The sequence below is a fragment of the Variovorax sp. Root473 genome (assembly GCF_001426505.1).
GTDB lineage: Bacteria > Pseudomonadota > Gammaproteobacteria > Burkholderiales > Burkholderiaceae_C > Variovorax.
On record NZ_LMEV01000016.1, the window covers coordinates 25,977 to 51,216 of the forward strand.

The following is a 25,240-nucleotide window of genomic DNA, read 5'->3' on the forward strand; positions in this document are numbered from 1 at the left end:
CCGTTGTCATGTTCCCGCAGCGCCTCGATTCGCCGCTGGCCTACGACATCGCGAAGGCGATGATCGACGGGTTCAACCGGCACTACCGGTTGTTCCGCGCCGAGTCGGCGCGTGCCAAGCACCGCTTCGAGACCGCCGACTGGCACGGCCAGCAGCGCGCCCAGCGCGAGCGCATCGAGTTCTACGACCTGCGCGTGAACGAGGCGGTGGCCCGGCTCGAAAAGGAGTTCAAGGCCGGCGACCAGCCGATGGAGGTCTGGCACCAGGTCAAGCTGCATTTCATCGGCCTGCTGGTGAACCACCACCAGCCCGAACTGGCCGAGAGCTTCTTCAACTCGGTCACCACGAAGATCCTGCACCGGGCCTACTTCCAGAACGACTTCATCTTCGTGCGCCCGGCCATCAGCACCGAGTACATCGAGCCGCGCGGCGCACCCACTTACCGGCCGTACTACCCCTCGCAGGCCACGCTGCCCGAGGTCATCGAGCAGATGCTCGACGATTTCGCGCTGCAGGGCAGCTACGCCAACAAGCGGCGCGACGCCGAGCGCGTGGCGCACGTCATCCTGAACCGCTTTCACCAGGTCAAGCTGCGCGCCAACTTTCAGCTGCAGGTGCTGTCGGGCTTGTTCTACCGGAACAAGGGCGCCTACGTGGTCGGCAAGATCATGAACGGCTTCACCGAGATCCCGTTCTCGCTGCCCATCCTGCACGACGTCCACGGCAAGTTCTACATCGATGCGGCGCTGTTCGGCGAAGACGACCTGCAGATGCTGTTCAGCTTTGCGCGCGCCTACTTCATGGTCGACATGGAAGTGCCCTCCGCCTGGGTGCAGTTCCTGCGCTCGCTCATGCCGCGCAAGCCCCGCGCCGAAATCTACAACGCGCTGGGCCTGGCCAAGCAGGGCAAGACACTCTTCTATCGCGACTTTCTTTCGCACCTGAACTATTCGAGCGACCGCTTTCGCATCGCGCCCGGCATCAAGGGCATGGTCATGCTGGTGTTCGACCTGCCCTCGTTTCCGTTCGTGTTCAAGGTCATCAAGGACTTCTATCCGCCGCAGAAGGACACCACGCGTGAGCAGATCAAGGGCAAGTACATGCTCGTGAAGCAGCACGACCGCGTGGGCCGCATGGCCGACACGCTCGAGTACAGCAAGGTGGGTTTTCCGCTCGACCGCTTCGAGCCCGAGCTCATCGAAGAGATCCGCAAGTTCGCGCCCAGCCAGCTCGAGATCGGCGACCGCGACGGCAACGGGGAGATGGAGGTCGTGCTCAAGCACGTCTACATCGAGCGCCGCATGATCCCGCTGAACATCTACCTGCAGGAAGCCTTCGACACGCTGGCCCATCCCGAGAGCCCGGCGCAGGCCCGGCGCGCGAAGGAGCAGCTGGAGCATGCGGTCGTCGAGTACGGCAACGCGATCAAGGACATGGTGGCCGCCAACATCTTCCCCGGCGACATGCTGTGGAAGAACTTCGGCGTCACGCGTGGCGGCAAGGTCGTGTTCTACGACTACGACGAAATCGAATACGTCACCGACTGCAAGTTCCGCAAGGTGCCCACGCCGCGCAACGAGGAAGACGAGATGAGCGGCGAGGTCTGGTATTCGGTCGGCCCGAAAGACGTGTTCCCCGAGACCTTCGAGCCGTTCCTGCTCGGCAACAGCGACGTGCGCGCCGCCTTCATGGCGCACCACGCCGACCTGCTCGACGCCGCCTTCTGGCAGCACCACAAGGAACGCATCCAGGCCGGCCAGATGCTCGATGTGTTCCCGTACGAAGAGTCGCAACGCTTCCAGCACGAAGGCCACGCGACGCATTTCTGACCGCCCGTTTTTCGATTTCGATTTCGTTTCTGCTTCTTTTTTGACTTCACTTTCACATTCCTGAAGGAGACCTCCATGTCCGAATCCATCGTCATCGTCGGCGCCGCCCGCACCCCCATGGGCAGCTTCCAGAGCGATTTCTCGTCCCTCTCCGCGCACGACCTCGGCGGTACCGCGATCAAGGCGGCCGTCGAGCGCGCCGGCATCGCGCCCGAGAGCGTGGGTGAAGTGCTGTTCGGCAACTGCCTCATGGCCGGCCAGGGCCAGGCCCCGGCGCGCCAGGCGGCCTACAAGGGCGGCCTGCCCGACAGCGCGGGCGCCGTCACGCTCAGCAAGATGTGCGGCTCGGCCATGAAGGCCGCGATGCTCGCGCACGACCTGCTGCTGGCCGGCACGCACGACGTGATCGTCGCGGGTGGCATGGAAAGCATGACCAACGCGCCCTACCTCATGCTCAAGGGCCGCGGCGGCTACCGCATGGGTCACGACAAGATCTATGACCACATGATGCTCGACGGCCTCGAAGACGCCTACCAGCCGGGCCGCTCGATGGGCACGTTCGGCGAAGACTGCGCCGCCAAGTACAACTTCACGCGCGAGCAGCAGGACGCCTTCGCCATCGCCAGCGTGCAGCGCGCCAAGGCCGCCACCGAATCGGGCGCCTTCAAGGACGAGATCACGCCCGTCACCGTCAAGGGCCGCGGCGGCGACACCGTCATCTCCATCGACGAAGGCCCGGGCAAGGTCAAGCTCGACAAGATCCCCACGCTCAAGTCCGCGTTCAAGAAAGAAAACGGCACCATCACCGCCGCATCGAGCTCGTCGATCAACGACGGCGCCGCGGCGCTGGTCATGATGACCGAGTCGCATGCGAAGAAGATCGGCGCCAAGCCGCTGGCGCGCATCGTCGGCCACGCCACGCACGCGCAGCAGCCCGAGTGGTTCTCCACCGCGCCGGTCGGCGCCGTCGAGAAGCTGTTCAAGAAGATCGGCTGGAGCGTGAAGGACGTCGACCTGTGGGAAGTGAACGAAGCTTTCGCCGTCGTGCCCATGGCGCTCATGCACGAGCTCGACGTGTCGCACGACATCGTCAACGTGAACGGCGGCGCCTGCGCGCTGGGCCACCCCATCGGCGCCAGCGGCGCGCGCATCATGGTCACGCTGCTGCACGCGCTGAAGGCGCGCGGCAAGAAGCGCGGCGTCGCCACGCTGTGCATCGGCGGCGGCGAAGGCACCGCCGTCGCGCTCGAATTGCTATAACGCCAGGAGCCGCCGGCGCCCGGGAGAGGGCGCCGGCCGGTTTTCCACCCCGGACAGTTCAAACAAAACCATGCGTAGAGCAGGAGATTTCATGCGCCCATCCCTTCACCGTACCGCCGTTGCCGCCGTGCTGGCCACCGCCTTCGTGGCGGGCGCCGCCTGGGCCCAAAAGCGCGACAACGTGCTGTTCCAGGCCGCCACCGACGAGCAGCCGGCGGTGATCAAGACGCTCGAAAAGCTCGTCAACATCGAGACCGGCACCGGTGACGCCGAAGGCATGGCCGCTGCTGGCGCGTACCTCGAAGGCGAGCTGAAGAACCTCGGCTTTACCGTCACGCGCAGCAAGTCGGCCGGCCTCGTGGTCGGCGACAACATCGTCGGCAAGCTCAAGGGCCGCGGTGGCAAGAACCTGCTGCTGATGTCGCACATGGACACCGTCTACACCAAGGGCACGCTCGCCAAGGCGCCGTTCCGTGTCGAAGGCGACAAGGCCTACGGCCCCGGCATTGCCGACGACAAGGGCGGCAACGCCGTCATCCTGCACACGCTCAAGCTGCTGAAGGACTACGGCGTGCGCGACTACGGCACCATCACCGTGCTGTTCAACACCGACGAGGAAAAAGGCTCCTTCGGTTCGCGCGACCTGATTCAGGAAGAGGCCAAGCTGGCCGACTACGTGCTCTCGTTCGAGCCCACCAGCGCAGGCGACGAAAAGATGTCGCTGGGCACCTCGGGCATCGCCTATGTGCAGGTCAACATCACCGGCAAGGCCTCGCACGCGGGCGCCGCGCCCGAGCTGGGCGTGAACGCATTGGTCGAAGCATCGGACCTCGTGCTGCGCACCCTGAGCATCGACGACAAGTCGAAGAACCTGCGCTTCAACTGGACCATCGCCAAGGCCGGCAACGTCTCGAACATCATCCCGGCCAGCGCCACGCTGAACGCCGACGTGCGCTACGCACGCAACGAAGACTTCGACGCCGCCATGAAGACGCTCGAAGAAAAGGCACAGCAGAAGAAGCTGCCCGAGGCCGACGTCAAGGTGCTCGTCACGCGCGGCCGTCCGGCCTTCAACGCGGGCGAGGGCGGCAAGAAGCTGGTCGACAAGGCCGTGGGCTTCTACAAGGAAGCCGGCGGCAGCGTGGGTGTCGAAGAGCGCACCGGTGGCGGCACCGACGCGGCCTACGCGGCGCTCTCAGGCAAGCCTGTGATCGAAAGCCTGGGCCTGCCCGGCTTCGGCTACCACAGCGACAAGGCCGAGTACGTCGACATCAGCGCCATTCCGCGCCGCTTGTACATGGCTGCTCGCTTGATCATGGACCTGGGCGCCGGCAAGTGAATGTGGCCCCCCGGCTTTTCACTCGCTTTGCTCGTGTAACTCCACCCCCCGAGGGGGAGGCGCGGTCCGCCTTGGGGCGGCCCGGCGGCGACCGCCGACATTTGAATAAGGACTTGCCATGTTGTTGACCCCCGACCAGGAAGCCATCCGCGACGCCGTGCGCGATTTTGCGCAAGCCGAACTCTGGCCCCGCGCCCCCAAGTGGGACCGCGACCACAGCTTTCCGAAGGACGTGCACCAGGGCCTCGCTGCGCTGGGTGCCTACGGCATCTGCGTGCCCGAGGAGCATGGCGGCGCGGGCCTCGACTACCTCACGCTTGCGCTTGTGCTCGAGGAAATCGCGGCCGGCGACGGCGGCACCAGCACCGCCATCAGCGTGACCAACTGCCCCGTCAACGCCATCCTCATGCGCTACGGCAACGCGCAGCAGAAGAAGAAGTGGCTCGAGCCGCTGGCCCAGGGCCAGATGCTCGGCGCCTTCTGCCTCACCGAGCCGCAGGCCGGCAGCGACGCATCGAGCCTGCGCACCACCGCGCGCAAGGACGGCGACGGCTACGTGATCGACGGCGTGAAGCAGTTCATCACCAGCGGCAAGAACGGCCACGTCGCCATCGTCATCGCGGTGACCGACAAGGGCGCCGGCAAGCGCGGCATGAGCGCGTTCATCGTGCCGACCGACGCGCCCGGCTACAACGTCGCGCGCTTGGAAGACAAGCTCGGCCAGCACAGCAGCGACACCGCGCAGATCAACTTCGACAGCTGCCGCATCCCGGCCGAGAATCTCATCGGCGCCGAAGGCGAGGGCTACAAGATCGCGCTCGGCGCACTCGAAGGCGGGCGCATCGGCATCGCCGCGCAGAGCGTGGGCATGGCCCGCAGCGCCTTCGACGTGGCCGTGGCCTACGCCAAGGAACGCCAGGCCTTCGGCGGCGCCATCTTCGACCAGCAGGCCGTCGGCTTTCGCCTCGCCGAGTGCGCCACGCAGATCGAAGCCGCACGCCAGCTCATCTGGCATGCCGCCAGCCTGCGCGACGCCGGCCGGCCCTGCCTGAAAGAAGCCGCCATGGCCAAGCTCTTCGCCAGCGAGATGGCCGAGCGCGTGTGCAGCGCCGCCATCCAGACCCTGGGCGGCTACGGCTACGTGAACGACTTCCCGCTGGAGCGCATCTACCGCGACGTGCGCGTGTGCCAGATTTATGAAGGCACGTCGGACATCCAGAAGCTGTTGATTCAGCGCGCGCTCGCCTGATCACGTGAGCTGACGCCGGGACTGCCCCTGGGGCTCGGCGCCGTGCAGCCCCCGGCCGGCCTGAAGGTCGCCCTCGCCAGCGACTGGCACCTCCGCACACGCTCGCTGTGGCGCATGACCAGCGCCGCCACGCGGATGGGCCTGCGGCTGGATCGCGCACAAGGACAACAAGCGGATGTATGTGACGCGTGGACATGGCGTTCATCGCATGGATGTGCATCCCCTGCCTGCCGATTCACACGAGTCCATGGCCCTCTCGCACGCCACCTTCACCCCCCGCCGCGCCAGATGTTCCAATAGAGCCCTTCATGAGCGCCACCGACCCCACTCCCGGCCCCTGCCCCTGCGGCCGCACCGACCGCCGCGACAAGCCCGTCGCCTACGCCTTGTGCTGCGGCCGCTACCTCGACGATTTCGAGAACACGCCTGCGCCCGACGCCGAGTCGCTGATGCGTTCGCGCTACTCGGCCTTCGTGCTGGCCCGCGCCGACTATCTGCTCGCCACCTGGCATGCGTCGAAGCGGCCGGCCTCGGTCGAGTTCGAGCCGGGCGTCAAATGGCTGGGGCTGGACATCCGCTCGCGTTCGGTGCTCGACGCCGACCACGCCGAGGTCGAGTTCGTCGCCCGCCAGCGCGGCGCGACGGGCGTGGCGTTCCGCCTGCACGAGCGCAGCCGCTTCGTGCGCGAGAACGAGCGCTGGTTCTACGTCGACGGCGATCTGCACCAGCCCCCGGGTTGACGGCGGCGGGCTTCGGCCCGCACAATCGGCCCCGCTCCGGGGTGCACGCATGTGGCGTGCTGAGATGGCAAAGCTGCCGACCCGCGAACTTGATCCGGGTCATACCGGCGTAAGAAGAGCTGCACTCCCTGACTTCGGTCCGTCATTCCTTTTCGTGGCGGGCATCCCGAAGTCCATCGAGCGATTGCGGAGCACCCTGTCCCCTACAAGGAGTGCCTCCGATGAATGCCCCCGACAAGTTCACCTCGCTGCTGTCGCTGACGCGCGAGCCCTTTCCCGCGTCGCACAAGTGCGTCATTCCGGGCAGCCGGCCCGACCTGTTCGTGCCCGTGCGCGACGTGGCGCTGACCAACGGCGAGACGGTCTCGCTCTATGACACCTCGGGCCCCTACACCGACCCGAAGGTCGAGATCGACGTGCGCCGCGGCCTGCCCGACGTGCGCAGCGCCTGGGTCATCGAGCGCGGCGACACCGAAAGCTACGAAGGCCGCACGCACCATGCGCTGGACGACGGCGCGAAGAACGAAGACCGCGACGCGCAGCGCCTGGCCGAGCTGCGCGCCGGTGCCTCGGCGCTGCAGCGCACGCCGCGCCGCGCGAAGTCGGGCGCCAACGTCACGCAGATGCACTACGCACGCCGCGGCATCGTCACGCCCGAAATGGAGTACGTGGCCCTGCGCGAGAACGGCAAGCGCGAGTGGATGGCCGAATACCTCGCCAACGAGGAGCGCGCGAAACGCGTGATGGGCAACCCGATGGGCGCGAGCATTCCGCGCATCATCACGCCCGAGTTCGTGCGCGACGAAGTGGCCCGCGGCCGCGCGATCATTCCCGCGAACATCAACCATCCCGAAGTGGAGCCGATGGCCATCGGGCGCAACTTCAAGGTGAAGATCAACGCCAACATCGGCAACTCGGCGGTCACTTCGAGCATCGAGGAAGAAGTCGAAAAGCTGGTGTGGGCCATTCGCTGGGGCGCCGACAACGTGATGGACCTGTCGACCGGCAAGAACATCCACACGACGCGCGACTGGATCGTGCGCAACTCGCCGGTGCCCATCGGCACGGTGCCGATCTACCAGGCGCTCGAAAAGGTGGGCGGCGTGGCCGAAGACCTCACCTGGGAGATCTACCGCGACACGCTCATCGAGCAGGCGGAGCAGGGCGTCGACTACTTCACCATCCACGCAGGCCTGCGCCTGCCGTTCATCCACCTCACGGCCGACCGCATGACGGGCATCGTGTCGCGCGGCGGCTCGATCATGGCCAAGTGGTGCATCGCGCACCACAAGGAGAGCTTCCTCTACACGCACTTCGAGGACATCTGCGACATCATGAAGGCCTACGACGTGAGCTTCTCGCTCGGCGACGGCCTGCGCCCCGGCTCGGGTGCCGACGCGAACGACGAGGCGCAGTTCGCCGAGCTGCGCACGCTGGGTGAGCTCACGCAGATCGCCTGGAAGCACGACGTGCAGACCATGATCGAAGGGCCGGGCCACGTGCCGATGCACATGATCCAGGCCAACATGGACGAGCAGATCAAGCACTGCCACGAGGCGCCGTTCTACACGCTCGGCCCGCTGACCATCGACATCGCGCCGGGCTACGACCACATCTCCAGCGCCATCGGCGCGGCGATGATCGGCTGGGCCGGCACGGCGATGCTCTGCTACGTGACGCCCAAGGAACACCTGGGACTGCCTGATCGCGACGACGTGAAGCAGGGGATCATTGCCTACAAGATCGCGGCGCACGCGGCCGACGTGGCCAAGGGGCATCCGGGGGCGCGCTCGCGCGACGACGCGCTGAGCAAGGCGCGCTTCGAATTCCGCTGGCAAGACCAGTTCAACCTGGGCCTGGACCCCGACACGGCGCGCGAATTCCACGACGAAACGCTGCCCAAAGACTCGAGCAAGGTGGCGCACTTCTGCTCGATGTGCGGCCCCAAGTTCTGCTCGATGAAGATCACGCAGGAAGTGCGCGAGTACGCGGCCAAGAAGGGCGTGGCGGAGCGCGAGGCCATGGTCGAGGGCATGGAAGAGAAGTCGAAGGAATTCATGGCTGGCGGCGGCGAGATCTACATCCCGATCCGCCCCGTGGTCTGAAATGGCCCGATAGCTTGAGTCTCCCCGTGCGGAAAGGGGCCGTTGCTACCATGGGGCCAGCCCCCTGAACTCCTACCTCGCAATGACCCCTTTCCCCTTTTCCGCCGTGCTCTTCGATTGCGACGGCGTGCTCGTCGATTCCGAGCCCATCACCAACCGCGTGCTGGCCGAAATGCTCGGCGAGCTCGGCTGGCACCTGACGCCGACGGAGTCGATGGACATCTTCACCGGCAAGGCCGTGAAGGACGAGACGGCGCTCATCGAGGCGAAGACCGGCTTCAGGATCACCGACGACTGGCTGCGCGGCTTCCGCGCCCGCCGCAACGAGGCGCTCGACCGCGACCTCGTCGCCATTCCCCATGCGCCCGCCGCCATCCGCGAGATCCATGCGCGGCTCAAGGGCCGCATCGCCTGCGCGTCGGGTGCCGATCGCCACAAGGTCGAGCTGCAACTGGCCAAGGTCGGCCTGCTCGACTGCTTCGAGGGCCGCATCTTCAGCGGCCACGAGATGCCGCGCTCCAAGCCGTATCCCGACGTGTACCTGGCCGCGGCGGAAGCGCTGGGTGTCGACCCCAGGCGCTGCGCGGTGGTCGAAGACACGGTCACCGGCGCCACGGCCGGCGTTGCAGCGGGCGCCACGGTGTTCGGCTACAGCACGGGCGAGTCGGGCCACAGCGGCCCGGGCGCCTTGCGCGGCGCGGGTGCCGTGGCCGTGTTCAGCGACATGAACGAGCTGCCCGCGTTGCTGGCCGGCTACGGCCTGCAGGCGGCCTGAGTTTCTGATGCAATGACGTTTGTCGTCCGCGTGTCGTGCGCCTGCCGCGCACACGCGTTCCTCTTCACGCTTTCTCACGTTTCGCAAGGACTTCGCCCATGACCTCCGAATACCAGACCGAGCAACCCGACCGCAGCGAGATCGACGCGCTCCAGGGCCCGGCCGTGGTGGAGTTCGGCACCAACTGGTGCGGCATCTGCAAGGCCGCGCAACCGAACATCGCCGAGGCCTTCGCCAAGTTTCCGAATGTGCGCCGCATCAAGGTGGAAGACGGCAGCGGCCGTCCGCTGGGGCGTTCGTTCAATGTGCGGCTGTGGCCCACGCTGGTGTTCATGCGCGATGGGCAGCAGGTTGCGAAGATCGTGCGGCCGGAAGACAGCCAATCGATCGCCGATGCACTGGCGTTGATCGACAAGCCAGCCTGAGTTCCGGCGCTCAGGGCACCCGCCCTGAACGGGGTCGCTACAACCCCAGCTGCCGAAAGTCCCGAGGCGCGTGCCCCGTCCACTGCAGGAACGCGCGCGAAAAGCTCTTCTCGTTGCGGAAGCCCACCGCCAGCGCCACCTGCTTGATCGGCCGCGTGGTCCGGCGCAGCTGCTCCACCGCCAGCTCGTGCCGCACCTCGTTCTTCAGCACCTGCAATGAGGTGCCTTCCTCATGCAGCTGCCGGTGCAGCGTGCGCCCCGACACGTTCAGCAGCCCGGCCAGCGCCTCGGCCGTGGTCGCTTCGCCGGCGCGCGCGCGCAGCAGTTCGCGCACGCGCTGGCCCAGCAGGCGGTCGCGGCGGTACTGCAACACCGTGAGCGGCAGGGCGCGCTTGAGCATGGTGCGCAGCGCGCGCTCGTCGCGCAGCAGCGGCAGCGCGAGGTAGCGCTCGTCGAAGCTGATGCTGGCCTGCGGCGCGTCGAAGTGCACGTCGGGCGTGAACATCAGCGGGTAGGCGTCGCGGTGCGGGGGCGCCGCGAACGGAAAGGTGGCCTGGCGCAGCGAGATGCGCGAGTCGATGGCCCAGCACACGTAGCCGTGCATGAAGCGCAGGCTGGTCACGAGGCAGAACTCGCGGAATGCCGGATCGAGCGGGCGGTTCTCGGTGATGCGCAGCGTGGCCACGCCGCCCGCTACGTCCAGCGCGAGCGTGATGTCCTCGGTCAGCAGGCGGTGGTGGCGGCACCAGCGCTTGATGGCCACGCCCAGGTCGGGCGAAGTGAGCGAGGCGCGGCACAGCATGCCGTAGCTGCCCCAGGGCAGGCGGCGCGAGAACCAGCCCAGCGCCTCGTCGTCCAGCTCCTGCATGGCGTGGCCCGACAGCGCCTCGAACTGCGCGGCCGTCACCCGGGCGCCCGGGCGGGCCAGTTCGCGCGGCGCGATCTGTGCCGCCTGCAGGGCCTGCGCCGGGTCCTTGCCGTAGCGGGCATACCCTTGCACGATGGCTCGCACGAAGGCCATCGGCGTGACGGCGCGGGCGGGTCGCAGGAAGGCGGGGGACGACGTGGTGGAGGGCATCGGTCGTGGCGCAATTTGCAACCATTGTGGCGCCAATTGCGGCGCCACGAGGCGTAAGCTGCGTTTTTTCAAGCGCCATCCGCGCGGGCAGCCCTGCGCGCCGACCCCTTCAGAGGAGACAAGACTCATGCACGATTTCGGCCTCAACTTCGACCTGGGCGACGACATCGACGCGCTGCGCAGCGCGATCCAGGACTTCGCCGCCAACGAAATCGCGCCCCGCGCCGCCGAGATCGACCGCGACAACCTGTTCCCGCACGACCTGTGGCAAAAGCTCGGCGAGCTGGGCCTGCACGGCATGACGGTGAAGGAAGAATTCGGCGGCACCGAGCTGGGCTACCTGGCCCACATCGTGGCCATGGAAGAAGTCTCGCGCGCCTCCGCCTCGGTGGGCCTGTCGTATGGCGCGCACTCCAACCTGTGCGTGAACCAGATCCACCGCAACGGCAGCGACGCGCAGAAGAAGAAATACCTGCCCAAGCTGGTGAGCGGCGAGCACGTGGGCGCGCTGGCCATGAGCGAGCCCAACGCCGGCTCCGACGTGGTGAGCATGAAGCTCAAGGCCGACAAGAAGGACGGCTACTACGTGCTCAACGGCGGCAAGATGTGGATCACCAACGGCGGCGACGCCGACACGCTGGTCATCTACGCCAAGACCGAACCCGAGATGGGCGCGCGCGGCATGACGGCCTTCATCGTCGAGAAGAACTTCAAAGGTTTTTCGGCAGGCACCAAGCTCGACAAGCTCGGCATGCGCGGCTCCAACACCTTCCCGCTGTTCTTCGACAACTGCGAAGTGCCCGAAGAGAACGTGCTCGGCGGCGAAGGCATGGGCGCCAAGGTGCTGATGAGCGGCCTGGACTACGAGCGCGCCGTGCTCTCGGGCGGCCCGCTGGGCATCATGGCCGCCTGCATGGACGCCGTGATTCCGTACATCCACGAGCGCCAGCAGTTCGGCCAGAGCATCGGCGAGTTCCAGCTGATGCAGGGCAAGATCGCCGACATGTACTCGACCTGGCAGGCCACCCGCGCCTACGTGTACGCCGTGGGCAAGGCCTGCGACCGCAACGACCATGCGCGCACCTTCCGCAAGGACGCGGCCGGCGCCATCCTGTACTCGGCCGAGAAGGCGACCTGGATGGCCGGCGAGGCGATCCAGACGCTGGGCGGCGTGGGCTACACCAAGGACTTCCCGGTCGAGCGGCTGTGGCGCGATGCCAAGCTGTACGAGATCGGCGCGGGCACGAGCGAAGTGCGCCGCATGCTGATCGGTCGCGAGCTGTTCTCTGAAACAGCATAAGTCGCCGCACACCCTCACCCCACCCTTTCCCCGCAGGGAGAGGGCGCCAGACAAGGAGACAAGACGATGCCACTGACGCAGAGCCTGGCCCAAGGCGCCACGGACGTCCCCCTCATCGAACACCCCATCGGCGACTTCTTCGACGACATGGTCGAAAAGCAGCCCAACCGCGAAGCCCTCGTCAGCCGCCACGAAGGCCAGCGCTTCACCTACCGCGAACTGCAGACCGCGTCGAACAAGCTGGCCAGCGCGCTGCTGAACCTGGGGCTCGTGCCAGGCGACCGCGTGGGCATCTGGTCGCACAACAACGTGCCGTGGGTGCTGATGCAGATCGCGACCGCCAAGGTCGGCCTGATCCTCGTCAACATCAACCCCGCCTACCGCACCTCGGAGCTCGAGTACGCGCTCAACAAGGTCGGCTGCAAGGCGCTGGTGACGATGGCGCAGTTCAAGACCAGCGACTACCTGGGCATGCTGCGCGAGCTGGGCCCGGCCAAGCTGCCGCTGCTGCAGCACACCTTCTGGATCGACAAGCCCGGCCAGGGCGACGAGCAGCCCGGCATGCGCCGCTTCAGCGAACTGCTGGCCAGCGGCGATGCGGCCGACGCGCGCGTGGCCGCCACGCAGAAGACGCTGAAGGCCACCGACCCCATCAACATCCAGTTCACCAGCGGCACCACGGGCTTCCCCAAGGGCGCGACGCTCACGCACCGCAACATCCTGAACAACGGCTTCTTCATCGGCGAGTGCATGAAGCTCACGCCGGCCGACCGCCTGTGCATTCCCGTGCCGCTGTACCACTGCTTCGGCATGGTGCTGGGCAACCTGGCCTGCCTCACGCACGGCTCGACCATCGTGTACCCCAACGACGGATTCGACCCGCTCACCGTGCTCGAAACCGTGCAGGCCGAGAAGTGCACGGGCCTGCATGGCGTGCCCACGATGTTCATCGCCGAGCTGGACCATCCGCGCTTCAAGGAGTTCGATCTGTCCACGCTGCGCACCGGCATCATGGCCGGCTCGCCGTGCCCCACCGAAGTGATGAAGCGTGTGGTCGACCAGATGCACCTGAGCGAGATCACCATCGCCTACGGCATGACCGAGACCAGCCCCGTGAGCTGCCAGAGCAGCACCGACACGCCGCTGGACCGCCGCGTGTCGACCGTGGGCACCGTGCAGCCGCACCTCGAGGTGAAGATCATCGACCCCGAGACCGGCGCGATCATGCCGCCAGGCCAGTCGGGCGAGCTGTGCACGCGCGGCTACTCGGTGATGCACGGCTACTGGGAAGACGAGCCGAAGACGCGCGAGGCCATCGACGCCGAGCGCTGGATGCACACCGGCGACCTCGCCACGATTGACGCCGAGGGCTACGTGAACATCGTCGGCCGCATCAAGGACCTCGTGATCCGCGGCGGCGAGAACATCTACCCGCGCGAGATCGAAGAATTCCTGTACCGCCACCCGAAGGTGCAGGACGTGCAGGTGGTTGGCCTGCCCGACAAGAAGTACGGCGAAGAGCTGTGCGCCTGGATCATCGTCAAGCCGGGCCTAAGCGCCACCGACACCGAGATCCGCGACTTCTGCAAGGGCCAGATCGCGCACTACAAGGTGCCGAAGTACATCCAGTTCGTCTCCGAGTTCCCGATGACGGTGACCGGCAAGATCCAGAAATTCAAGATCCGCGATGCCATGACCGAACAACTCGGCCTCAAGCAAGAAAAGACAGCATGAGCAAACTCGAAACCAAACTCAACGCACGGTCCGCAGACTTCCAGGCGAACGCTGCCGCGATGCGCGCGCTGGTCGACGACCTGCAAAAGCAGTTCGCCAAGGTGGAGCAGGGCGGCGGCGAGGCCGCGCGCGCCAAGCACACGGCGCGCGGCAAGCTGCTGCCGCGCGACCGCGTGGCCGAGCTGCTCGACCCGGGCACGCCCTTCCTCGAGATCGCGCCGCTGGCCGCGCATGCGATGTACCTCGATGCCAAGGGCGCCGAGTCGGCGCCGGGCGCCGGCATCATCGCGGGCATCGGCCGCGTGAACGGTGTCGACTGCATGATCGTGTGCAACGATGCCACCGTGAAGGGCGGCACCTACTACCCGATGACGGTGAAGAAGCACCTGCGCGCGCAGGAGATCGCCGAGCAGAACCGCCTGCCCTGCATCTACCTGGTGGACTCGGGCGGTGCCAACCTGCCGAACCAGGACGAGGTGTTTCCGGACCGCGAGCACTTCGGCCGCATCTTCTACAACCAGGCCAACATGAGCGCCCAGGGCATTCCGCAGATTGCGGTGGTCATGGGCTCGTGCACGGCCGGCGGCGCGTACGTGCCGGCGATGAGCGACGAATCGATCATCGTGAAGAACCAGGGCACCATCTTCCTGGGCGGCCCGCCGCTCGTGAAGGCGGCCACCGGCGAGGTGGTGTCGGCCGAAGACCTGGGCGGCGGCGACGTGCACACGCGCCTGTCGGGCGTGGTCGATCACCTCGCGCAGAACGACCTGCACGCACTGGCGCTGGCGCGCTCGGCGGTCGCCAACCTGAATGCCAAGGCGGCAGAGAAGCCGGACGGGGCCGCGGTGCGTGCGCCCGAGTTCCCGCGCGAAGAGCTCTACGGCGTGATCCCCACCGACACGCGCAAGCCCTTCGACGTGCGCGAGATCATTGCGCGCATCGTCGACGGCAGCGAGTTCCACGAGTTCAAGGCCCGCTTCGGCGCCACGCTGGTCTGCGGCTTCGCCGAGATCGAGGGCATGCCCGTGGGCATCATCGCGAACAACGGCATCCTGTTCAGCGAGTCGGCGCAGAAGGGCGCGCACTTCATCGAGCTGTGCTGCCAGCGCAAGATTCCGCTGGTGTTCCTGCAGAACATCACCGGCTTCATGGTGGGCCGCAAGTACGAGAACGAAGGCATCGCGCGCCACGGCGCCAAGATGGTGACGGCCGTGGCCACCGCCAACGTGCCCAAGTTCACCATCATCATCGGCGGCAGCTTCGGCGCCGGCAACTACGGCATGTGCGGCCGCGCGTACAACCCGCGCTTCCTCTGGATGTGGCCCAACGCGCGCATCAGCGTGATGGGCGGCGAGCAGGCCGCGAGCGTGCTGGCCACCGTGAAGCGCGACGGCATCGAACTGAAGGGCGGCGCCTGGAGCAAGGACGAGGAAGAAGCCTTCAAGGCCCCGATCCGCCAGCAGTACGAAGACCAGGGCCACCCGTACTACGCCACCGCGCGCCTGTGGGACGACGGCATCATCGACCCGGCCGACACGCGCCGCGTGCTCGCACTGGGCCTGGCCGCGTCGCGCAACGCGCCCATCCCAGAGCCGAAGTTCGGCATCTTCCGCATGTGATATGGCTCGCCCCCAGTCTTCGCGCACTTCGTGTCGCTTCGCCAACCCCCTGCCGGGGGCAACACCAGCGGCCCGGCAAAGCCGGTTCCGCGGTGTTCCTGGAAAAAGACAACAGAGCACCTCGTGCAAAGTGGATCTGACATGACCTACACCAAGCTGAACCTCGCCATCGATGGCGCGGTGGCCCGCATCTGGCTCGACCAGCCCGACGCGCGCAACGCCTTCGACGATGTCGTGATCGCCGAGCTGACGCAGGCCTTCCTGGAAGCCGGCGGCGCGCCGCAGGTCAAGGCCATCGTGCTCGGCGCGAACGGCCCGGCCTTCTGCGCAGGCGCCAACCTCAACTGGATGCGCCGCATGGCGGACTACACACGCGAGGAGAACCTCGCCGACGCAGGCAAGCTGGCCGACATGCTGCGCACCATCGCCGAGTGCCCCAAGCCCACCATCGCGCGCGTGCAGGGCGATGTGTACGCCGGCGGCATGGGGCTCGTGGCCGCGTGCGACATGGCCGTGAGCGTGGACACCGCGTGGTACTGCCTGAGCGAAGTGAAGATCGGCCTCGTGCCCGCGACCATCAGCCCGTACGTGCTGCGCGCCATGGGCCCGCGCGCGTCGCAGCGCTACTTCCTCACGGCCGAGCGCTTCACCGCCGCCGAGGCGCACCGCATCGGCTTCGTGCATGAAGTGGTGGCAGCCGACGCGCTCGACGCCAAGGTCGATGAACTCATCAAGGCGCTCACCGGCGCCAGCCCCGCCGCCGTGCGCGCCTGCAAGCAGCTGATCGCCGACGTGGCCGGCCGCGAGATCGACGGCGCGCTCATCGCGAAGACCGTCGAAGGCATCGCCGACATCCGCGCGAGCGACGAAGGCCGCGAGGGCGTGCAGGCTTTCCTGCAGAAGCGAAAGCCGTCCTGGCTCGCCGGCTGACAGCCAACCAGGGACCGCCATGAACGCACTCGACATGCCGCAACTGCTCGCACTGGCCGCCGCCATCGGCTGGGCCAGCGGCGTGCGCCTATACCTCGTCGTGCTGCTGACCGGCCTGGTCGGCTACTTCGGCTGGGTGCCGCTGCCTGCGGGGCTGCAGATGCTCGCGCATCCGATCGTGCTCGCGGTCAGCGGCTTCATGGTGTTCGTCGAGTTCTTCGCCGACAAGATCCCGGGCCTCGACTCGCTGTGGGACGTGGTGCACACCGCCATCCGCATCCCCGCCGGCGCGGCGCTCGCGGCCAGCGTGTTCGGTGCCGACCATGGCGCCATGGCCGTCGTTGCGGCGCTGCTGGGCGGCGGCTTCGCGGCCACGGCGCATGCGGCCAAGGCCACCACGCGCGCGGCCATCAATACCTCGCCCGAGCCGTTCTCGAACGTCGGTGCGTCGCTGGTCGAAGACTCGATGGTGCCGGCCGGGCTGTGGCTCGCGGTGGCGCATCCGTTGGTCTTTCTGGTGCTGTTCGTCTTCGTGCTCGTGCTCAGCGTGTGGCTCATCCGAAAAAGCTGGCGCTTTCTCAAGGCGCTGTTCAGCCGCGTGGCACGCATCTTCAGTGGCCGGCCCGATCCGGGCGTCACGTCCGCCTTTCAACTGAAAAAGAATCCTCCGGGAGACACTCCGAATGTTTAAGAAGATCCTGATTGCGAATCGCGGTGAAATCGCCTGCCGCGTCGCCGCGACCGCACGCCGCATGGCCGTTCGCACCGTGGCCGTGTACTCCGATGCCGACGCGCACGCCAACCATGTGCGCGCCTGCGACGAGTCGGTGTACCTCGGCGGCAGCGCCCCGAAGGACAGCTACCTGCGCTGGGAAAAGATCCTCGAAGCCGCCAAGGCCACGGGCGCCGAAGCCGTGCACCCCGGTTACGGCTTCCTCAGCGAGAACGAAGAGTTCGCACAGGCCTGTGCCGATGCCGGCCTGGCCTTCATCGGCCCGCCGCCCTCGGCGATCAAGGCCATGGGCCTGAAAGCCGAGTCGAAGCAGCTGATGGAAAAAGCCGGCGTGCCGCTGGTGCCCGGCTACCACGGCGCCGACCAGGACCCGGCGCTGCTGCAGCGCGAGGCCGACCGCATCGGCTACCCGGTGCTCATCAAGGCCAGCGCGGGGGGCGGCGGCAAGGGCATGCGCGCGGTCGACAAGGCCGCGGACTTCGAAGCCGCGCTGGCCTCGTGCAAGCGCGAAGCCATCAACAGCTTCGGCGACGACGCGGTGCTGATCGAGAAGTACGTGCAGCGCCCGCGCCACATCGAGATCCAGGTGTTCGGCGACACGCAGGGCAACTACGTCTACCTGTTCGAGCGCGACTGCTCGGTGCAGCGCCGCCACCAGAAGGTGCTCGAAGAGGCGCCCGCGCCCGGCATGACCGAGGCGATGCGCAAGGAAATGGGCGATGCGGCCGTGGCCGCGGCGCGCGCCGTGAACTACGTCGGTGCGGGCACGGTCGAGTTCATCGTCGAGCAGCGCGAAGGCGGCGAAATGAACTTCTTCTTCATGGAGATGAACACGCGCCTGCAGGTGGAGCACCCGGTGACGGAAGCCATCACCGGTCTCGACCTCGTCGAATGGCAGCTGCGCGTGGCCTCGGGCGAGCCGCTGCCCGCCAAGCAATCGGAACTGCAGATCCACGGCCACGCCATCGAGGCGCGCATCTGTGCCGAGAACCCTGACAACAACTTCCTGCCCGCCACCGGCACCTTGCGCGTGTACCGCAAGCCGCAGGCCACGGCCTTCCAGCGCAGCCGCGTGCGCATCGACGACGGCGTGCGCGAGGGCGGCGAGATCTCGCCCTTCTACGACTCGATGATCGCCAAGCTCATCGTGCACGGCAGCACGCGCGCCGAGGCGCTGGCCCGGCTCGACGCCGCACTGGCCCAGGTGCAGATCGTGGGCGTGTCGACCAACGTGCAGTTTCTGCGCGGCATCCTGGCGACCGAGTCGTTCTCCAAAGCCAACCTGGACACCGCACTCATCGAGCGCGAGCGCGCCGTGCTGTTCGATCGCGAACCGCTGGGCCTGCCGCTGGCCGTGGCTGCCGCCATCACGCGCACGCTGGTCACCGAGTGGCCGACACAGATGCCGGACCCCTTCGAGCGCCGCGACGGCTGGCGCGCGCATGGCGAATACAAGCGCCGCTTCGATTTCGAGTTCCGCGGCGCGGAACACGCCGCGCTTTTGACCTACCGCCGCGACGGCGGCCTGAACCTCGCCGTGGGTGGCGTCGAAGGCCCGCTCACCATCGGCCGCTTTCCCACGGGCGAGTTCGAACTCGAGTTCGCGGGCACGCGCCAGACCCTCGACGTGCACCTGGACGGCGCCACCGCCCACGTGTTCGCGGCGAAGGGCGCCACGCGCCTCACGGCCATCGACCGCCTCGCGCATGCGGGCGATACCCAGGCCGAGGGCGGCCGCCTCACGGCGCCGATGCCCGGCAAGGTCGTGTCCTTCGCAGTCAAGGCCGGCGACAAGGTCAGCCGCGGCCAGCCGCTGGCCGTGATGGAAGCCATGAAGATGGAGCACACCATCGCCGCGCCGGCCGACGGCACGGTGGAGGAACTGATGTTCTCGCCGGGCGAGCAGGTGGCGGAGGGCGACGAATTGTTGCGAATGGCGGCTGCCGCTTAACCCCGTTCGGGCGGCTGGCCCGTATCAGCGGTGGTAGTCATTCTTTTCAAGGAGTCCTGATGATCCGCCGCACCCTTTCCGTGTCGACACCTCGCGCCGCCGTGCGCCACCGCGCAGGCGCTGTCCTGCTGGCCCTGGCGGCCGCCCTGTCGCTGGCCGGCTGCGACCGCGAGCGCAGCGCCGAATCGGTCGCGCCGGCCTCCGCGCCCATGCCGGCAGCGCCGATGGGCTATGGCGGTGCCATGAAAGCGCAGCGGGCGAGCGCACCGCAGGCCGAGATCGCCGCGTCGCTGTCCGACGAGGCGCGGGGCGGCAGCGGCGAGACCGCGCTGCGGCGCTTCCTGGCCGTGCGGCAGGACCTGAACGTCGAAGTGCCGGCCGAACAGCTCGCCGACGCATGGGGCAAGGTGCGCGACCTCTGCGGCACGCTGAAGTGCGAGCTGTTGTCGTCCTCGCTGCTGCGCGAGACGCCGCAGCAGCCCGGCAACGCGCTGCTCGAGATGCGCGTCGAACCCGCCGATGTCGACCAACTGCTCGGCGGCCTGGCCGGCGTGGCGAACGTGGTCTCGCACACCACCACCAGCGAGGACAAGACCTCCGAGGTGATCGACGTCGAGGCCCGCATCAAGAACCGCACCGAGTTCCGCGACAGCCTGCGCGTGATGCTGCGCGACACCGTCACCAAGCGCACCATGGCCGACCTGCTGGCGATCCAGCGCACGCTGTCGGACACGCAGGCCGAACTCGACGCCATCGCCACCCAGCGCAAGGTGCTGGCGCAGCAAACCAGCAAGCAGCACATCCAGATCCAGTTCACGCCCAGGCGCGCGCTGGTGAGCGGCAGCGACGGCTACAGCCCGATGGCGCACGCGCTGCGCAACGCCGGCGACGTGCTGGCCGAAAGCGTGGGCGCGCTCATCACCTTCGTGGCCGCGGCGCTGCCGTGGCTGCTGCTGGTGGTGCTGCCCCTGGGATGGCTGGCACGGGTGCTGTGGCGTCGCCGCCGGACGGGCAAGGCCTGAGCGCGGGGCCCGTCGGAAGCGAAGTGGTGCGTCAGCCCACCACCACTTCGCTGATCTGCATCACGGGCGCGATGTCGGTGTAGTTCTTCACGTCGCCCATGATCTCCTTCATGTGCGGGCCGAAGGCCTTCTGGAAGGACTCGACCGAGTCGGCGAACACGTGGCACATGCCGACGTAGGTGGGCGGCGAGCCCAGTGCGCCGCCGCCCAGGCCCTTGTCGATGGTGTACGAGAGGCAGGCGTCGCCCATGCGGGCCTTGAGCATCGGCATGTGCTGGTCCCGGTAGTAGTCGTGGTCGAACCGCGCGCCGGGGGTGTGGGGGTACATCACGCTGACTTTGATCATGGGGTGTCTCCTGGGTGGCTGAATGCGGTCGAGCATAGGGGAGGGCGCGCAGCGCAACAAGCCGGTGCCTTCTAAGATGGCGCCCATGCGAATCTCCGTCTACCTCACCGACAACCGTCCCGATCCCTGGATCAATGGCCTGAAGGCCGAACTCCCCGAAGCCACCATCGAAGCCTGGACGCCCGGCGCGCCGCAGGCCGACCACGGCGTGGTGTGGGCGCCGCCCCAGCAGTTTCTCGACGAGCAGCCGAACCTGCGCGGCCTGTTCAACATCGGCGCGGGTGTCGATGCGCTGCTCAAGCTCAAGGTGCCGGCGCACACGCGCATCGTGCGGCTCGACGACGCGGGCATGTCGGTGCAGATGGCCGAGTACGTGTGCCACACGCTCATTCGCCACTTCCGCGAGTTCGACGTGTACGAGGCCGATGCGCGCGAGGGCAAGTGGAGCTACCGCAAGCCGAAGCTGCGGCGCGACTTCCCGGTCGGCATCATGGGCCTGGGCGTGCTCGGCGAGCGCGTGGCCAAGGCCGTGGCGCAGTTCGAATTTCCGGTGCTCGGCTGGAGCCGTTCGCCCAAGGCCATCGACGGCGTGCAGGTGTTCAGCGGGCAGGCGCAGTTCGACGAGTTCCTGGCCTCCACGCGCGTGCTGGTCAACCTGCTGCCGCTGACCGAATCCACGCGCGGCATCCTGAACCGCACGACGCTGGGCAAGCTCAAGCCCGAGGGCTACCTCATCAGCATCGCGCGCGGCGGCCACCTGGTCGAAGACGACCTGATCCCGATGCTCGACGCCGGCCAGCTCGCGGGCGCGACGCTCGATGTGTTCCAAGTCGAGCCGCTCCCGGCCGACCACGCCTTCTGGCGCCACCCGAAGATCACCGTCACGCCGCACGGTTCGGCGCGCACGCTGCGCGAGGAGTCCATCGCCCAGATCGCCGGGAAGATCCGCGCGATGGAGCAGGGCCTGCCGATCGCCGGCATCGTCGATCCCGGCCGGGGCTACTGACGCCCCTGCGCTCGCCGGCCCGCGCTATCGCATGGCGCCGCGCATCGAGGAGATCGCCGCGATGTTGCGCTCGGCGTGCGCGCGGCGGTGACTCCAACTTTCTCTTCATCGACGGCCTCGAGGTGCCCGAGGAAGACCGCATCGGCGAGGAAGGCCGGGGCTTCGAATACATCCTGCACGGCCTGAACCCCGAGCGCATATTGATCGCCGCAGAAGCCATCGGCATCGGCCGCGCCGCGCTGTGCATCGCCGCGCAGTACGCGCAGGAGCGTGTCGTGTTCGGCCGGCCCATCGGCCAGAACCAGGGCGTGGCGCATCCGCTCGCGCGCGCCTGGGCCAACCTGGAAGCGGCCGACCTGATGATGCTCAAGGCCGCCACGCTGTACGACGCGCACGCGCCCTGCGGCATCGAGGCCAATGCCGCGAAGTACCTTGCCGCCGAGGCGGCGCACGACGCCTGCCAGAACGCCGTTCTCACACTCGGCGGCATGGGTTATGCGAAGGAATACCATGTCGAACGCCTGCTGCGCGAGAGCTACATCCCGCGCATCGCGCCGGCCAGCCCGCAGATGATCCTGAACTTCATCGCCGAGAAGGCACTGGGGCTGCCGAAGTCGTACTGACCGTTGCCCATGAACCATCACCACGCCATCGTCACCCGCCATCTCGTCGTCCACGGCCTCGTGCAGGGCGTAGGCTACCGCTGGTCGATGGTGCAGGCCGCGCAGCGGCTCGGCGTGCGCGGCTGGGTGCGCAACCGGCGCGATGGCAACGTGGAGGCGCTCGTGGCCGGCGAGGCCGATGCAGTCGAGGCGCTGGTGCACTGGGCCCGCCAGGGGCCGGCCGGTGCGCGCGTGGATGCGGTCGATGTGAACGAGGCCGGCGCCGCGGACGATCTGCCCGACGGCTTCGCGCAGCGCGAAACCGTCTAGATCCGACGTTTCTTCGTGCAACCGCCCGGTTGGCACCATTTGCAACCCCACAGGCGCGCATTGCTACCTTCTGCGACTTGTGTACCCAGCAGCGCAAGCCCATGTGTCGGACAATCGAAGCCGGTTTTTCAGCATCCTCCCGCGACAGCGACACCCGAGACATCCCATGAAACTCCCCGCCAAGGTCCAGCTCATCGACGTCGGTCCACGCGACGGCCTCCAGAACGAAAAACAGCCCGTGTCCGCCGAGGTCAAGATCGGCCTCGTGCACCGCCTGCAGGATGCTGGCCTGAGCGAGATCGAGGTCACCAGCTTCGTCTCGCCCAAGTGGGTGCCGCAGATGGGCGACAACGCCGAGGTGATGCACGGCATAAAGCGCAAGCCGGGCGTGCGCTACTCGGTGCTCACGCCCAACATGAAGGGCTTCGAGGCCGCCATTGCGGCGCCGCGCGACGAGTGGCCCGACGAGATCGTGGTGTTCGGTGCCGCCAGCGAGGCCTTCAGCCAGAAGAACATCAACTGCTCGATCGCCGAGAGCATCGAGCGCTTCGCGCCCGTGGTCGAGGCGGCACGCGCCAAGGGCATCGCCGTGCGCGGTGCCATGTCGTGCACGGTGGGCTGCCCCTACGAAGGCGAGATCGATCCGTCCAAGGTCGGGTACCTCGCACAACTGATGAAGGGCATCGGCGTGCAGCGCGTGGACGTGGCCGACACCATCGGCGTGGGCACGCCGCGCAAGGTGCAAAAGGCGATGGAGGCCACGCTGGCGCACTTCGATGTCGACGCCATTTCCGGCCACTTCCACGACACCTACGGGCAGGCGCTGGTCAACACGCTGGCGGCGCTCGAACTGGGTGTGTGGAACTTCCAGTCGTCCTCGGCGGGCCTGGGCGGTTGTCCCTATGCCAAGGGCGCGACGGGCAACGTCGCGACCGAAGACGTGGTCTACATGCTGCACGGCATGGGCATCGCGACCGGCATCGACCTGGACCAGTTGATCGACGCGGGCGTGTACATCAGCGAAGCGCTGGGCCGCGAACCGAACTCGCGCGCCTCGAAGGCGATCCGCACCAAGCGCGCCGGCTGAGCCCTCCTGCTTCTCAGCGCCCGAAGGCGCGCAACCCCAGCAGCACGACCACCGCCGCGGCCAGCAGCACGGTAATGCACTGCCAGAAGAGCACGGGGCGGCGTTCGATCAGCGGCGGCATCCGCGCGCTCAGGAATTCCGGGCCGGGCGTGCGCAGGTCGTGCACGAACTCCGACACGGCCTGCTGCCGCTTCGCAGGCTGCGGGTGCAGTGCCTTCTGCAGCACGGCATCGACCCACGCGGGCAGCTCGGGCCGCAGGTGGCGCACCGGCACATAGCGCAAGCGCCCCGCATCGGCCGGCGTGCGGATGCGCGACACCTGCAGGCCGTAAGGCAACTGGCCGCACAGCATCTGGTAGACGATCGCGGCCAGCGAGAACAGGTCGGAGCGCGCGCTGCCGCCGTCGCCGGTGAAGTATTCGGGCGCGGTGTACTGCAGCGTGCCTTCGATGGCGAGCGCGCGGGCGTCGCCGCTGCCGTCAGCCAGGCCCGCCACGTGGGTCGAGGCCAGGTCGATGATCTTCACCGTGCCAGCGCGGTCGATCATCACGTTCTCGGGCCGCAGATCCTGATGCAGCATCTCCTTGCCGTGCAGCGCCTGCAGTCCGCGCGCGAGCTGCGCGACGATGCCGCGCACGCTGTCCAGGTCGGGCCGGGGGTGGTCGACCATCCATTGCGCGAGCGTGTGGCCATCGACGTACTCCATGGCCACATACAGGTGCGCACGCGGGCGCTCGACGGCGCTGGCCTTGAGCACGTGCGGGCTGTCGATGCGCCGCGCCACCCACTCCTCGAGCACGAACCGGTCGAGGTAGCCGGGGTCGTCGCGCAGGTCGACCGACGGCAGCTTCAGCACGGCGGGCTGGCCGGTGGCGTCGTCGGTGGCCAGGTAGACGTGGCTGCGCGAACTCACGTGGATCTCGCGCACGAGGCTGAAGCCCTCGAAGCGGGCGCGTGGCGCCAGGGCCGGCGGCATCGCCAGGCCTTCGCGCTGCAGTTGCGCGGGCGGCGCGGCGGCGTCGGGCAGCTCGTCGATGCGCAGCAGCTGCATCGTGATGTCGTCGGTGCTGCCTCGCGTGCGCGCAGCCTCCGCGAGCCAGCGCGCTGCGCCGTCGAAGTCGTCCGCGTGCAGCGCCAGCGCCTCGTGCACGGCGGCGGCGTCCAGGTGCGTGTAGGCGCCATCGGTGGCCAGCAGGTAGACCTCGCCGACCTCGGCCTCCCAGCAGCGATGGTCGATCTCCACATGGGCGCCCGCGCCCAATGCGCGCCCGAGGTACGACTCGACCGACGACACGCGCACGCGGTGGTCTTCGGTGAGCTGTTCGAGCGCGCCGGCATGCAGCCGGTGGATGCGCGCGTCGCCCACGTGCAGCAGGTGCGCGTCGCGGCCCTTGAGGATCAGCGCACTGAAGGTGCAGACGTAGCCGCTGTCCTTGTCGAAACGCGCGTCGCTGCGCTGGGTCTGCGCATGCAGCCAGGCGTTGGTGGCGCCGAGCACGCGCTGCGCGGCGCGTTGCACCGACCAGGTGTCGGAGGTGGCGTAGTAGTCGTCGAGAAAGCCGCGCACGGCCGCTGCGCTCGCCACCTGGCTCACGCGGCTGGAGCCGATGCCGTCGGCCAGCGCCACGGCGATGCCCTTGGACGCACGCAGCGCGCCCTCGGGCAGCATGGCGCCGTGGAAGTCCTGGTTGACCGGCGCGTGAAGCCCCGCCAGCGAATGCTGGCCGAGCGTCACGCGCAGTTGCTTGCGCGGCGGCGCGGGCATGCGAACCGTGATGCT

General features: G+C 67.7%; 21 protein-coding genes, 1 pseudogene and 1 riboswitch. Of the genes and pseudogenes, 19 read left to right on the forward strand and 3 right to left on the reverse strand.

Features of this window, described 5'->3' with window-relative positions; all coding sequences use genetic code 11:
- The first annotated feature begins 8 nt into the window (after positions 1-8).
- The 8 genes from aceK to ASD34_RS11520 all read left to right on the forward strand — a co-directional run bounded on the left by aceK (position 9) and on the right by ASD34_RS11520 (position 9,722).
- Positions 9-1,829 (forward strand): bifunctional isocitrate dehydrogenase kinase/phosphatase, encoded by a 1,821-nt coding sequence (aceK, locus tag ASD34_RS11485; RefSeq protein WP_056577336.1) that lies wholly within the window; start codon positions 9-11, stop codon positions 1,827-1,829.
- A 75-nt stretch (positions 1,830-1,904) separates the two neighbouring features.
- Positions 1,905-3,089, forward strand: coding sequence for an acetyl-CoA C-acyltransferase (locus tag ASD34_RS11490; RefSeq protein ID WP_056577340.1), 1,185 nt, complete (start codon positions 1,905-1,907; stop codon positions 3,087-3,089).
- Positions 3,090-3,180: 91 nt separating this feature from the next.
- Complete coding sequence (locus tag ASD34_RS11495) at positions 3,181-4,428, forward strand: glutamate carboxypeptidase (RefSeq protein ID WP_056577344.1); 1,248 nt, start codon at positions 3,181-3,183, stop codon at positions 4,426-4,428.
- 118 nt (positions 4,429-4,546) lie between these two features.
- The gene (locus ASD34_RS11500) at positions 4,547-5,677 is read left to right on the forward strand and encodes an acyl-CoA dehydrogenase family protein (RefSeq protein WP_056577348.1); all 1,131 of its coding nucleotides are present in this window, start codon (positions 4,547-4,549) and stop codon (positions 5,675-5,677) included.
- Positions 5,678-5,985: 308 nt separating this feature from the next.
- Complete coding sequence (locus tag ASD34_RS11505; RefSeq protein WP_056577351.1) at positions 5,986-6,417, forward strand: YchJ family protein; 432 nt, start codon at positions 5,986-5,988, stop codon at positions 6,415-6,417.
- Positions 6,418-6,444: 27 nt separating this feature from the next.
- Positions 6,445-6,550: riboswitch (TPP riboswitch) on the forward strand.
- A gap of 88 nt (positions 6,551-6,638) precedes the next feature.
- Entirely contained in the window at positions 6,639-8,522 is a 1,884-nt protein-coding gene (thiC, locus tag ASD34_RS11510; protein WP_056577354.1) for a phosphomethylpyrimidine synthase ThiC, read from the forward strand.
- An 82-nt stretch (positions 8,523-8,604) separates the two neighbouring features.
- Positions 8,605-9,297 carry an HAD family hydrolase gene (locus ASD34_RS11515; protein WP_056577357.1) on the forward strand — a complete coding sequence of 231 codons (693 nt, stop codon included), beginning with the start codon at positions 8,605-8,607 and terminating at the stop codon, positions 9,295-9,297.
- A 98-nt stretch (positions 9,298-9,395) separates the two neighbouring features.
- Positions 9,396-9,722 carry a thioredoxin family protein gene (locus ASD34_RS11520; protein ID WP_056577360.1) on the forward strand — a complete coding sequence of 109 codons (327 nt, stop codon included), beginning with the start codon at positions 9,396-9,398 and terminating at the stop codon, positions 9,720-9,722.
- Positions 9,723-9,759: 37 nt separating this feature from the next.
- Here the strand turns inward: ASD34_RS11520 and ASD34_RS11525 are convergent, their stop codons facing one another.
- Positions 9,760-10,800: an AraC family transcriptional regulator gene (locus tag ASD34_RS11525; RefSeq protein ID WP_056577362.1), complete on the reverse strand. Its 1,041-nt coding sequence runs from the start codon at positions 10,798-10,800 to the stop codon at positions 9,760-9,762.
- A gap of 127 nt (positions 10,801-10,927) precedes the next feature.
- Between ASD34_RS11525 and ASD34_RS11530 the strand changes: the two genes are divergently transcribed.
- From ASD34_RS11530 to ASD34_RS11560, 7 genes are all read left to right on the forward strand, one after another.
- Positions 10,928-12,100, forward strand: coding sequence for an isovaleryl-CoA dehydrogenase (locus tag ASD34_RS11530; protein ID WP_056577364.1), 1,173 nt, complete (start codon positions 10,928-10,930; stop codon positions 12,098-12,100).
- A gap of 66 nt (positions 12,101-12,166) precedes the next feature.
- Positions 12,167-13,834, forward strand: coding sequence for an AMP-binding protein (locus ASD34_RS11535; protein ID WP_056577366.1), 1,668 nt, complete (start codon positions 12,167-12,169; stop codon positions 13,832-13,834).
- A complete protein-coding gene (locus tag ASD34_RS11540) occupies positions 13,831-15,453 on the forward strand; it encodes a carboxyl transferase domain-containing protein (RefSeq protein ID WP_056577369.1) in 1,623 nt (540 codons plus the stop codon). The genes ASD34_RS11535 and ASD34_RS11540 overlap by 4 nt, the downstream gene beginning before the upstream one ends.
- Positions 15,454-15,594: 141 nt before the next feature.
- Positions 15,595-16,383 (forward strand): enoyl-CoA hydratase/isomerase family protein, encoded by a 789-nt coding sequence (locus tag ASD34_RS11545; protein WP_056577373.1) that lies wholly within the window; start codon positions 15,595-15,597, stop codon positions 16,381-16,383.
- A 19-nt stretch (positions 16,384-16,402) separates the two neighbouring features.
- Positions 16,403-17,074, forward strand: coding sequence for a DUF4126 domain-containing protein (locus tag ASD34_RS11550; protein WP_056577375.1), 672 nt, complete (start codon positions 16,403-16,405; stop codon positions 17,072-17,074).
- Positions 17,067-19,067, forward strand: coding sequence for an acetyl/propionyl/methylcrotonyl-CoA carboxylase subunit alpha (locus ASD34_RS11555; protein WP_056577379.1), 2,001 nt, complete (start codon positions 17,067-17,069; stop codon positions 19,065-19,067). The genes ASD34_RS11550 and ASD34_RS11555 overlap by 8 nt, the downstream gene beginning before the upstream one ends.
- 59 nt (positions 19,068-19,126) lie before the next feature.
- Entirely contained in the window at positions 19,127-20,089 is a 963-nt protein-coding gene (locus ASD34_RS11560) for a DUF4349 domain-containing protein (RefSeq protein WP_082548584.1), read from the forward strand.
- 31 nt (positions 20,090-20,120) lie between these two features.
- Here ASD34_RS11560 and ASD34_RS11565 read toward each other — a convergent pair whose 3' ends face one another.
- Positions 20,121-20,435, reverse strand: a complete 315-nt coding sequence (locus ASD34_RS11565; RefSeq protein ID WP_056577382.1) for an EthD family reductase — start codon at positions 20,433-20,435, stop codon at positions 20,121-20,123.
- An 85-nt stretch (positions 20,436-20,520) separates the two neighbouring features.
- Here ASD34_RS11565 and ASD34_RS11570 point away from each other — a divergent pair, with 85 nt between their 5' ends.
- From ASD34_RS11570 to ASD34_RS11585, 4 genes and pseudogenes are all read left to right on the forward strand, one after another.
- Positions 20,521-21,441: a 2-hydroxyacid dehydrogenase gene (locus ASD34_RS11570; RefSeq protein ID WP_056578022.1), complete on the forward strand. Its 921-nt coding sequence runs from the start codon at positions 20,521-20,523 to the stop codon at positions 21,439-21,441.
- 89 nt (positions 21,442-21,530) lie between these two features.
- A pseudogene (locus tag ASD34_RS11575) lies at positions 21,531-22,064 on the forward strand (acyl-CoA dehydrogenase family protein); the annotation flags it as partial.
- A 9-nt stretch (positions 22,065-22,073) separates the two neighbouring features.
- Positions 22,074-22,373 (forward strand): acylphosphatase, encoded by a 300-nt coding sequence (locus ASD34_RS11580; RefSeq protein ID WP_056577385.1) that lies wholly within the window; start codon positions 22,074-22,076, stop codon positions 22,371-22,373.
- Positions 22,374-22,539: 166 nt separating this feature from the next.
- A complete protein-coding gene (locus tag ASD34_RS11585) occupies positions 22,540-23,460 on the forward strand; it encodes a hydroxymethylglutaryl-CoA lyase (RefSeq protein ID WP_056577388.1) in 921 nt (306 codons plus the stop codon).
- 13 nt (positions 23,461-23,473) lie between these two features.
- Here ASD34_RS11585 and ASD34_RS11590 read toward each other — a convergent pair whose 3' ends face one another.
- Complete coding sequence (locus tag ASD34_RS11590) at positions 23,474-25,225, reverse strand: bifunctional protein-serine/threonine kinase/phosphatase (RefSeq protein ID WP_056577391.1); 1,752 nt, start codon at positions 25,223-25,225, stop codon at positions 23,474-23,476.
- Between the last annotated feature and the right edge of the window lie 15 nt (positions 25,226-25,240).

What these genes read in the sequence shown, in the direction of transcription:
- ASD34_RS11490 (WP_056577340.1), top strand. Translation starts at nt 1,905, where the DNA reads ATGTCCGAATCCATCGTCATCGTCGGCGCCGCCCGCACCCCCATGGGC.
- aceK (WP_056577336.1), top strand. Translation starts at nt 9, where the DNA reads ATGTTCCCGCAGCGCCTCGATTCGCCGCTGGCCTACGACATCGCGAAG.
- ASD34_RS11500 (WP_056577348.1), top strand. Translation starts at nt 4,547, where the DNA reads ATGTTGTTGACCCCCGACCAGGAAGCCATCCGCGACGCCGTGCGCGAT.
- thiC (WP_056577354.1), top strand. Translation starts at nt 6,639, where the DNA reads ATGAATGCCCCCGACAAGTTCACCTCGCTGCTGTCGCTGACGCGCGAG.
- ASD34_RS11535 (WP_056577366.1), top strand. Translation starts at nt 12,167, where the DNA reads ATGCCACTGACGCAGAGCCTGGCCCAAGGCGCCACGGACGTCCCCCTC.
- ASD34_RS11550 (WP_056577375.1), top strand. Translation starts at nt 16,403, where the DNA reads ATGAACGCACTCGACATGCCGCAACTGCTCGCACTGGCCGCCGCCATC.
- ASD34_RS11565 (WP_056577382.1), bottom strand. Translation starts at nt 20,435, where the DNA reads ATGATCAAAGTCAGCGTGATGTACCCCCACACCCCCGGCGCGCGGTTC.
- ASD34_RS11570 (WP_056578022.1), top strand. Translation starts at nt 20,521, where the DNA reads ATGCGAATCTCCGTCTACCTCACCGACAACCGTCCCGATCCCTGGATC.
- ASD34_RS11495 (WP_056577344.1), top strand. Translation starts at nt 3,181, where the DNA reads ATGCGCCCATCCCTTCACCGTACCGCCGTTGCCGCCGTGCTGGCCACC.
- ASD34_RS11560 (WP_082548584.1), top strand. Translation starts at nt 19,127, where the DNA reads ATGATCCGCCGCACCCTTTCCGTGTCGACACCTCGCGCCGCCGTGCGC.
- ASD34_RS11580 (WP_056577385.1), top strand. Translation starts at nt 22,074, where the DNA reads ATGAACCATCACCACGCCATCGTCACCCGCCATCTCGTCGTCCACGGC.
- ASD34_RS11540 (WP_056577369.1), top strand. Translation starts at nt 13,831, where the DNA reads ATGAGCAAACTCGAAACCAAACTCAACGCACGGTCCGCAGACTTCCAG.
- ASD34_RS11590 (WP_056577391.1), bottom strand. Translation starts at nt 25,225, where the DNA reads ATGCCCGCGCCGCCGCGCAAGCAACTGCGCGTGACGCTCGGCCAGCAT.
- ASD34_RS11585 (WP_056577388.1), top strand. Translation starts at nt 22,540, where the DNA reads ATGAAACTCCCCGCCAAGGTCCAGCTCATCGACGTCGGTCCACGCGAC.
- ASD34_RS11545 (WP_056577373.1), top strand. Translation starts at nt 15,595, where the DNA reads ATGACCTACACCAAGCTGAACCTCGCCATCGATGGCGCGGTGGCCCGC.
- ASD34_RS11515 (WP_056577357.1), top strand. Translation starts at nt 8,605, where the DNA reads ATGACCCCTTTCCCCTTTTCCGCCGTGCTCTTCGATTGCGACGGCGTG.
- ASD34_RS11525 (WP_056577362.1), bottom strand. Translation starts at nt 10,800, where the DNA reads ATGCCCTCCACCACGTCGTCCCCCGCCTTCCTGCGACCCGCCCGCGCC.
- ASD34_RS11520 (WP_056577360.1), top strand. Translation starts at nt 9,396, where the DNA reads ATGACCTCCGAATACCAGACCGAGCAACCCGACCGCAGCGAGATCGAC.
- ASD34_RS11530 (WP_056577364.1), top strand. Translation starts at nt 10,928, where the DNA reads ATGCACGATTTCGGCCTCAACTTCGACCTGGGCGACGACATCGACGCG.
- ASD34_RS11555 (WP_056577379.1), top strand. Translation starts at nt 17,067, where the DNA reads ATGTTTAAGAAGATCCTGATTGCGAATCGCGGTGAAATCGCCTGCCGC.
- ASD34_RS11505 (WP_056577351.1), top strand. Translation starts at nt 5,986, where the DNA reads ATGAGCGCCACCGACCCCACTCCCGGCCCCTGCCCCTGCGGCCGCACC.